6 protein-coding genes are annotated in these 9,071 nt (G+C 67.1%); 5 read left to right on the forward strand and 1 reads right to left on the reverse strand.

The window, feature by feature from the left end; genetic code table 11:
- Window positions 1–127 precede the first annotated feature (127 nt).
- Window positions 128–2,515 (reverse strand): MMPL family transporter, encoded by a 2,388-nt coding sequence (locus AB0F41_RS26770; RefSeq protein WP_357428446.1) that lies wholly within the window; start codon window positions 2,513–2,515, stop codon window positions 128–130.
- A gap of 259 nt (window positions 2,516–2,774) precedes the next feature.
- Here AB0F41_RS26770 and AB0F41_RS26775 point away from each other — a divergent pair, with 259 nt between their 5' ends.
- From AB0F41_RS26775 to tgt, 5 genes are all read left to right on the forward strand, one after another.
- Window positions 2,775–3,365, forward strand: a complete 591-nt coding sequence (locus tag AB0F41_RS26775; RefSeq protein ID WP_357428448.1) for a helix-turn-helix domain-containing protein — start codon at window positions 2,775–2,777, stop codon at window positions 3,363–3,365.
- Between the two features lie 41 nt (window positions 3,366–3,406).
- Window positions 3,407–3,961, forward strand: a complete 555-nt coding sequence (locus AB0F41_RS26780) for an Rrf2 family transcriptional regulator (protein ID WP_357428450.1) — start codon at window positions 3,407–3,409, stop codon at window positions 3,959–3,961.
- Window positions 3,955–5,688 (forward strand): ABC transporter ATP-binding protein, encoded by a 1,734-nt coding sequence (locus AB0F41_RS26785; RefSeq protein ID WP_357428452.1) that lies wholly within the window; start codon window positions 3,955–3,957, stop codon window positions 5,686–5,688. The genes AB0F41_RS26780 and AB0F41_RS26785 overlap by 7 nt, the downstream gene beginning before the upstream one ends.
- A complete protein-coding gene (locus AB0F41_RS26790; RefSeq protein WP_357428454.1) occupies window positions 5,685–7,595 on the forward strand; it encodes an ABC transporter ATP-binding protein in 1,911 nt (636 codons plus the stop codon). Before AB0F41_RS26785 ends, AB0F41_RS26790 begins: the two co-directional genes overlap by 4 nt.
- A 140-nt stretch (window positions 7,596–7,735) precedes the next feature.
- Window positions 7,736–8,980: a tRNA guanosine(34) transglycosylase Tgt gene (tgt, locus tag AB0F41_RS26795; RefSeq protein WP_357428457.1), complete on the forward strand. Its 1,245-nt coding sequence runs from the start codon at window positions 7,736–7,738 to the stop codon at window positions 8,978–8,980.
- Window positions 8,981–9,071 lie beyond the last annotated feature (91 nt).

A 9,071-nucleotide genomic window follows, 5' to 3' on the forward strand; every position in this document is an offset into this window, starting at 1 on the left:
GCGTTTTCGCGCAAATCGCGGCGGGGCGTAGGGATGACCGGCGCCGGCACCGATGCGTGCTCACCCACGGACGAAACCGGCCGGCGTCCTGTGCGGACGCCGGCCGGCTCTTCGACTCTGCGGTGGATCAGACCCCGGCGGGCTCCGATTGGACCGCCGCGTCGCGGTCACGCTGCTGCAGTTCGCGCAGCTTCGTGCCCTCCACGTCGATATCCGGGAGGATGCGGTCCAGCCAGGCAGGCATCCACCAGGCCCATTTGCCCAGCAGCGCCAGCAGCGACGGAATCAGCACCATCCGCACCAGGAAGGCGTCGAAGAACACGCCCGCCGCCAGCGCGAAGCCCATGGACTTCGAGGTGATGTCCGGCGAGAGCATGAAGCCGCCGAAGACCGAGATCATGATGACCGCCGCCGCGGCCACCACGCGGGCACCGTGGTGGTAGCCGCTGATCATGGCCTCCTTCGGATCCTTGCCGCGGACGTACTCCTCGCGCATCCGGGTCACCAGGAACACCTGATAGTCCATCGCCAGGCCGAACACCAGGCCGATCAGCACGATGGGCAGGAAGCTGATGATCGGGTGGGTGTCGTCGACCAGGCCGAAGGCACCCTCCTGGAAGATCAGCACGGTCACGCCGAAGGTCGCGGCCATCGACAGCAGGAAGCCGAGCGCGGCGGTGAGCGGCACCAGGATCGAGCGGAACACCAGCAGCAGCAGGATGAACGCGGCGACGGCGACGATGGCCAGGTACGGGATGATGCTGGTCAGCAGCACACTGTTCACATCCGCGTAGATGGCGGTCTGGCCGGTGATGCCGTATTCCATCCCGAAGCGGTCCTTCAACCCGGCCTCGGCGTCGCGGGCGTGCTCCACCAGATCCTGGGTCGCGGCGCTGTTCGGACCGGATTCGGGTACCACCTGGAACAGCGCGGCCTGCCCGTCCTGGCTGGGCTGGGCGACGCTCAGGTAGTCCACATCGTCGTAGCCGGCCAGTTCGTCACGCAGCGCGGTGAGCGCGGCGTCGCGCTGATCCTCCGGGGTCCCCGAGAGATCCACCGCCACCACCAGGGTGCCGTTCTTGCCCTCGCCGAAGCCCGCGGTCTGCAATTCGTAGGCCTTACGGGCCGACGAATCCTCGGGCATGCTGTCGCCGCCGGGCAGGCCCAGGTTCAACTGGGTCGCCGGCGCGGCCAGCGCGCCGAGTACGAGGGCGCTGGCGATCAGGGTGAGGACGGGCACCCGGGCGATGAGCCGGGCGAAGCGCATTCCGTTGGTGACGGAGTCGTCGTCCTCGGGATCGTGCCGGGCCACCAGCGGCAGCTTGGGTTTGAACAGGAATCTGCCGAGCGCGCCGAGCAGCGCGGGCAGCAGGGTGATGGCCGCGAACACGGCGAACACGGCGGCGATCGCGCCACCGATACCCATCATGGTGAGGAAGCCGATCCCGACCACCGACAGGCCGAGCAGGGCGATCATCACGGTCAGCCCGGCGAACACCACGGCCGAACCCGCGGTGCCGACCGCGACGCCCGCGGCTTCCTCCGGCGAATCCTGGACCACCAGTTCGTGTTTGTACCGGGAGACGATGAACAGGGCGTAGTCGATGGACAGCGCCAGGCCGATCATCGAAGCCAGGATCGGGGTGAAGGTCGGCACCTCGGTCAGCGAGGTTCCGGTGAGGATCATCGCCCCCGCACAGGCCACGCCGACGATTCCGGTGACGATCGGGACGAACGCCGCGACGATGGCGCCGAAGGCGATGATCATGACGACCAGCGCGACGCCGATACCGATCATCTCGGCCTGCCCGCTCTCGGGCTGGGTCTGGGCGATGGCGCCGGTCAGCTCCACGGTGAGGCCCGCGTTGCGGCCCTGCTGCGCGACGGCTTCGGCGGCTTCACGATCCGCGTCGGTGACATCGGAGAAGCTGGGCATCGAGTATTTGACGTCGAGGACGGCGACCGTTTTCGGCCGTTCCTCGTTCAGCACATTGAGCGGGGCGCCGCCGCACAGCGCCTTGAAATCGGGAGAGCTCGCACCGTCGAGGCAGTTGGGCTCCGGCGTCGGCGGGGCCTGGCCGGGCGCCAGGTTCGCGCCGGCCTCGGCCTGCTCCTCGGCGGCGGCTTGACTGGCCGGCATCATCTCGGTCGCGGTGACCGGGTTGACGACCTTCTCGGCGTGATCGACGATCTCCATCTCGTTCAGATGGGCGACCATGGCGTCGAGGGCGGCCATATTCGGTTCGTCGGCCAGGGTGCCGTTCGGCGCCGCGATCACATATTGGCCGGTGACGGCGTCGAGGCTGAACGCCTTGGCCATCTGCGGCATATGTTCTTCCAGGATTCCGGTCGCCCGCTCCGAGGGCAGGCCGGGCATCTCGAAACTGTCCTGGAAGGGTTTGGCCAGGGTGGCCGCGGCGCCGCCGAGGACCACCAATATCAGCGCCCAGACGGGCAGCACAATCCATTTCCGGCGGAAAGCGAACTTTCCCCATCTGTACAGGAATACGGACACGAGGGATTTCTCCTAGGCGAGGCCGAGACGGTTTGGTCGTATGTGCTGTGACTAGCTGACGGCCGACGTCGCTTCGCGGATCGGACAACGCGGTGAGAGCGGGTTCTCGGGCCGCGGAGTCGGATGGACCCGCCTACACGGTGGACGCCTATGTATCTACCGTACGGTAGGTAGACTACCGGGAGGTTAAACGGAGGAACAAACTCGACTTCCGGATGGTCGGCCGGGCGCGACGCCGGGAGAACGAGGAGGACCGAGCATGGCGAATCGGAGATCTGCTGCCCACGTTACCGCAGGTCGCGACACCAAGAAGGCCATCCATGACGCCGCGGTGCGGCTCTTCGTGGCCAAAGGTTTCGAGGAGACCAGCCTGCGGGAGATCGCCGATGCGGTGGGAATCACAAAGCCGTCGCTCTACTATCACTATCCGTCGAAGCTCGAACTGCTGGTCGCGATCATCAATCCGCTTCTCGATGATCTGAAGGCGCTATCGGAGCAGGTGGCGGAAATCGCACCCGACGCCGACGGCCGGCGCACCATCCTGCGCACCTATCTGCGCGCCATGATCCGGCACCGCGATGCCGGCGAGATGATGGTGCGTAACGCGGTCCCGATCGTCAACGCCGTCGCCGACCAGTTCCCGGTGGTGGTCGACGCCAACAAGACCCTGCGTGACTGGCTCGCCGGGCCCGATCCCACCCCCGTGCGGCTGCTGCGCGCGAGCGCGGCCATGGAAATTCTGACGGTCGCACTGGTTTCCAAAGAAGTGGCCCCCGACGCGGAGGATGATCTGGTGGAGACGACGCTGCTGGACGCGGCGATCGCGGCCCTGCGGCCGGACGGGGAATAGACTCCGCGGGCCGTACAGCAGACGGAAAGGTCAGGTTTGTCGTGCACATCACCGCGAAGGTGGACCATGCGGTGCGGACCCTGCTCGAGATCACGGCCGCGGACCAGACCGCCGCGGTGAAAGCGGAATCGATCGCGGCCGCCCAGCAGATACCGCCCAAAGTGCTCGAAGGTGTCCTGGCCGAACTGCGCCGCACCGGCCTGGTGACCAGCCGCCGCGGACCCGACGGCGGATACCGGCTGGCGCGCCCGGCCGCCGAGATCTCGATCGCCGACGTGATCCGCGCCATCGAGGGCCCGCTCGCCTCGGTGCGTGGGCTGCGGCCCGAGGACGTGGGCTACCCCGGCGCCGCCGAACCGCTGCAGCGGGTGTGGATCGCCCTGCGGGTGAACCTGCGCACGGTTCTGGAGAACGTGACCCTGGCCGATATCGCCGCCGACGGCCTGCCGGAATTCGTCACCGCGCTGACCGCCGACCCCGGTGCCTGGGCGCGCCGGGACCCCCGCGCGGGCACCGGACCCGGTGAGCGATCCGGTGCGGCGGAAATTACCGGGCCCGCGGCGGGCTCCGGCGGTAGCGTGCGGTCATCATGCTGATCAGACTGCTCCGCGATTTTCTGCGGCCCTACCGTAAACAGCTCGCCGGGATCGTGGTGCTGCAGCTGATCTCGGTGATCGCCATGCTGTATCTGCCCAGCCTGAACGCCGATCTGATCGACGACGGCATCACCAAGGGCGATATCGGCTACATCTGGACCGCGGGCCTGCGGATGCTGGCGGTATCGGGCGTCCAGATCGTGGCCTCGGCGAGTTCGGTGCTGCTGGCCGCCCAGGCCGCGATGGGCGCCGGCCGCGACCTGCGCGCGGCCCTGCTGCACCGGGTGAACACCTTCTCCGCGCGGGAGGTCGGGGTTTTCGGCGCTCCCTCGCTGATCACCCGCAACACCAACGACGTGCAGCAGGTGCAGTTGCTCATCGTGATGGCCTCGACCGTGGCGGTGATGGCCCCGATCATGTGCGTGGGCGGCATCATCATGGCGCTGCGCGAAGATTTCGGCCTGTCCTGGCTGTTGCTGATCGCGGTGCCCGCGCTCGCGCTGAGTATGGGGCTGATCATCGCCCGGATGGTGCCCGCGTTCCGGCTCATGCAGGCCAGGCTCGACGAGGTCAACCGGGTGCTGCGCGAACAGATCACCGGTATCCGGGTGGTTCGGGCCTTCGTCCGCGAACCGCTCGAGGTCTGGCGCTTCGGGGTCGCCAACGGCGACCTCACCGATATCTCGTTGCGGGTGGGCCGGCTGATGGCGCTGATGTTCCCGGCCGTCATGCTGATCAGCAACGTCACCTCGGTCGCGGTGATCTGGTTCGGTGGTAAGGCCATCGACGCCGGCGAGATGCAGATCGGGTCGCTGACCGCGCTGCTCTCCTACATCATGCAGATCCTGATGGCGGTCATGATGGCCTCGTTCCTGGCCATGATGGCGCCGCGCTCGGCGGTGTCGGCGGACCGCATCTCGGGAGTGCTGGACACCGAATCGTCGGTGCGGTCGCCGGAACAGCCGCGGCCCTTCGACGGCGATCCGGCCGAGCTGGAGGTGGCCGACGCGACGTTCAGCTTCCCGGGCGCCGATCAGCCGGTGCTGCGCAACATCACCTTCCGGGCGCGGCCGGGCCGGACGACGGCGATCGTCGGGTCCACCGGTGCGGGCAAGACCACGCTGCTGAATCTGATTCCGCGGCTCATGGACGTCACCGGCGGCGCGGTCCTGGTCGGCGGTACCGATGTGCGCGACCTGGACCTCGCCGAACTGCGGTCGCGGATCGGGCTGGTTCCGCAGAAGGCGTATCTGTTCTCCGGCACGGTGGCGAGCAATCTGCGCTACGGCGATCCGGAGGCCACCGACGAACAACTGTGGCGTGCGCTCGAGATCGCCCAGGCCGCCGATTTCGTCCGGGCCATGCCGCAGGGCCTGGACACCCCGGTCGCGCAGGGCGGTACCACCGTCTCCGGTGGGCAGCGCCAGCGGCTGGCAATCGCCCGGGCGCTGGTGCGGGAGCCGCGGGTGTACCTGTTCGACGATTCGTTCTCCGCACTCGATGTGGCCACCGACGCCCGGCTGCGCGAGGCGTTGCGACCGGCGACGGCCGACGCCGCGGTGATCATCGTGGCCCAGCGGATCGCGACCATCCGGGACGCCGATCAGATCGTGGTCGTCGAGGACGGCGAAATGGTCGGTATCGGCACCCATGAGCAATTGCTCCGGGACTGCGCCGAATACCGCGAGATCGTCGAATCCCAGCTGAGCGTGGAGGAGGCCCGATGAGACCGGGTATGCCGGCCGGCGCGCCTGACGTGAAGGCCAAATCGTTCAAATCCTCGGTCAAGCGGCTGGCCGGGCGGCTGGCCCCGGAACGGCTGCTGGTGACGGTGATCGTCGCACTCGGCGTGGTCTCGGTGGTGCTCAACATCATCGGGCCGTATCTGCTGGGCCAGGCGACCAACCTCATCTTCGACGGGGTGGTCGGGCGGCAGTTGCCCGCCGGCGTGAGCAAGGAACAGGCCATCGAGGGCCTGCGGAACCAGGGCCAGGACACCTTCGCGGATATGTTGTCCGGGATGGACGTGGTTCCCGGCGTCGGGATCGATTTCGACGCGGTCGGCCGGGTCCTGACCGTGGTGCTCGTGCTCTACCTGGGTGCGGCGCTGTTCGGATGGTTGCAGGCCTATCTGCTCAACGACCTGATCAACCGGACCATCAAAAGGCTGCGCGCCGATGTGGAGGACAAGATCCACCGGCTGCCGCTGAGCTATTTCGACACCGCCCCGCGCGGTGACGTGCTCAGCCGGGTCACCAACGATGTGGACAACATCTCCCAGAGCCTGCAGCAGACCATGAGCCAGCTGCTGATCTCACTGCTCACCGTGCTGGGAATTCTGGGCATGATGTTCTGGATCTCGCCGCTGCTCGCACTGATCGCCTTGCTCACCGTGCCCGCGGTGATCGTGGTGACGGCACAGATCGCGAAACGGTCCAAACCGCATTTCGTGGACCAGTGGAAGTACACCGGTCTGGTGAACGCCCAGGTCGAAGAGGCCTACACCGGGCACGAGGTGGTGACCGCGTTCGGCCGCAGCAAGCAGGTGGCCGCCGAATTCGACAAACGCAACGACCATCTGTTCAAGTCCAGTTTCAAGGCGCAGTTCATCTCCGGCCTGATCATGCCCGCCTCGATGTTCCTCGGGAATATCAACTATGTGCTGGTGGCGCTGATCGGCGGTCTGCGGGTGGCCTCGGGTCAGCTGTCGCTGGGCGAGGTGCAGGCCTTCATCCAGTACTCGCGTCAGTTCAGCCAGCCGCTCACCCAGATCGGTGCGATGGCGAACCTGCTGCAGTCGGGGGTGGCCTCCGCGGAGCGGATCTTCGAGATCCTCGACGCCGAAGAGCAGAGCCCGGACCCGGCCCACGAGATCACCCGGCCGCCCGAACGCGGACTGGTCGAGTTCGACGCCGTCTCCTTCCGGTACGAACCGGAGAAGCCGGTGATCGAAGATCTCTCGCTGGCCGCCGAACCCGGTCATGTGGTCGCCATCGTCGGACCCACCGGCGCCGGGAAGACCACGCTGGTGAATCTGCTGCTGCGGTTCTACGAACTGGATTCCGGCGCGATCCGGATCGACGGGATCGACATCACCGAACTGAGCCGGGAACAGCTGCGGTCGCGAATCGGGATGGTGTTGCAGGACACCTGGCTGTTCAAGGGCACCATCCGGGACAACATCGCCTACGGCAACCCGCGGGCGAGCGAGGAGGACATCCTCGAGGCCGCCCGCGGCGCCTATGTGGACCGGTTCGTGCACTCGCTGCCCGACGGCTACGACACAGTGATCGACGAAGAAGGCGCCGGCGTCAGCGCCGGTGAGAAACAGCTGATCACCATCGCGCGGGCCTTCCTGGCCAAACCCACCATCCTGGTGCTGGACGAAGCCACCAGCTCGGTCGACACCCGCACCGAACTGCTCGTCCAGCAGGCCACCGCGGAACTGCGCCGCGACCGCACCAGTTTCGTGATCGCGCACCGGCTCTCCACCATCCGCGACGCGGACCTGATCGTGGTGATGGAAGCGGGCCGGATCGTGGAGACCGGAAACCACGACCAGCTGCTGGCCCGCCAAGGGGCCTACTACCGGCTCTACAGCGCCCAGTTCGCGGCGGCCGCGGTCGAGGCCTGATCCACGGTGCAGCCCCGTCGGGCCGCGCTCGTGCCCGGCGGACACCGCCGGGCGCGAGCCGGGCCCGGCGGAGGCAGCCGAGCGCGACCATGCAGGCCCTCACTCATGCCCGGTGAGCAGTGCCTGAGAGGATTGCCGCCGTGTCGGATGGCGTCGGATTCTCGTTCAGTATCGGTACCCGCCTCGAGGGGCGGCACGGCCGTACCGGGGTGATCCGGACCCCGCACGGTGAGGTCGCCACACCCGCCTTCGTCCCGGTCGGGACGAAGGCGACTGTCAAGGCGGTACTCCCCGAGGCGATGGGTGCGCTCGGCGCGCAGGCGCTGCTCGCCAACGCCTACCACCTCTATCTGCAGCCCGGCCCCGATATCGTCGACGAGGCCGGCGGGCTGGCCGCCTTCATGAACTGGCCGGGCCCCACCTTCACCGACAGCGGCGGTTTCCAGGTCATGTCGCTGGGGGTCGGCTTCAAAAAGGTGCTGGCGATGGAGACCGTCGATATCCGCAGCGACGACGTAATCGCCAAGGGTAAGGAACGGCTGGCCACCGTGGACGACGACGGTGTCACTTTCCGATCCCATCTCAACGGGTCCAGGCACAGGTTCACCCCCGAGGTGTCCATGGGTATCCAGCATCAGCTGGGCGCCGACATCATGTTCGCCTTCGACGAACTCACCACCCTCATGAACACCCGGGGCTACCAGGAGAAATCGGTACAGCGCACGCACGATTGGGCGCAGCGCTGTATCGACGAACACGAGCGGCTCACCACCGCGCGGTCGCATCGCCCCTACCAGGCGCTGTTCGCGGTGGTACAGGGCGCGCAGTACGAAGACCTGCGGCGCAAGGCATCCCGGGAACTGGGCGAGATCCGGGGCGCGGAGGGCTCCGGATTCGACGGGTACGGGATCGGCGGCGCGCTGGAGAAACACGCTCTGGGCACCATCGTCGGCTGGTGCTGCGATGAGCTGCCCGAAGACAAACCCCGCCATATGCTCGGGATCAGCGAACCGGAGGATATGTTCGCCGCCATCGAGGCCGGAGCGGACACCTTCGACTGCGTCAACCCGTCCCGGGTGGGGCGCAACGGCGGAATCTATGTGGACGCGGGCCGGTTCAACATCGATACGCTGCGCTTCAAACGGGATTTCACGCCGATCGACGAAACCTGCGACTGCTACACCTGCGCCCACTACACCCGCGCCTATATCCACCACCTGTTCAAGGCCAAGGAGATGCTCGCCTCCACCCTGTGCACGATCCACAACGAGCGGTTCACCATCCGCCTCGTAGACCGCATCAGGGCCAGCATCGACGGCGGGTACTTCGATGAGTTCCGCGACGAAACGATGGGCCGCTGGCAGGGAAGAATCAAGGCGCCGTAATTTTGGAGGCGCTCCGCGCCTCGAGGGTGGGGCCCTATTAACCCGGTTCTTCACTCCCGCCGGTCAGTCGCTGCGCTCCCTCCCTCTGGTC

The sequence above is a fragment of the Nocardia sp. NPDC024068 genome (genome assembly GCF_040638875.1).
Classification (GTDB): Bacteria; Actinomycetota; Actinomycetes; order Mycobacteriales; family Mycobacteriaceae; genus Nocardia.

What these genes read in the sequence shown, in the direction of transcription:
- AB0F41_RS26775 (WP_357428448.1), top strand. Translation starts at nt 2,775, where the DNA reads ATGGCGAATCGGAGATCTGCTGCCCACGTTACCGCAGGTCGCGACACC.
- AB0F41_RS26790 (WP_357428454.1), top strand. Translation starts at nt 5,685, where the DNA reads ATGAGACCGGGTATGCCGGCCGGCGCGCCTGACGTGAAGGCCAAATCG.
- AB0F41_RS26785 (WP_357428452.1), top strand. Translation starts at nt 3,955, where the DNA reads ATGCTGATCAGACTGCTCCGCGATTTTCTGCGGCCCTACCGTAAACAG.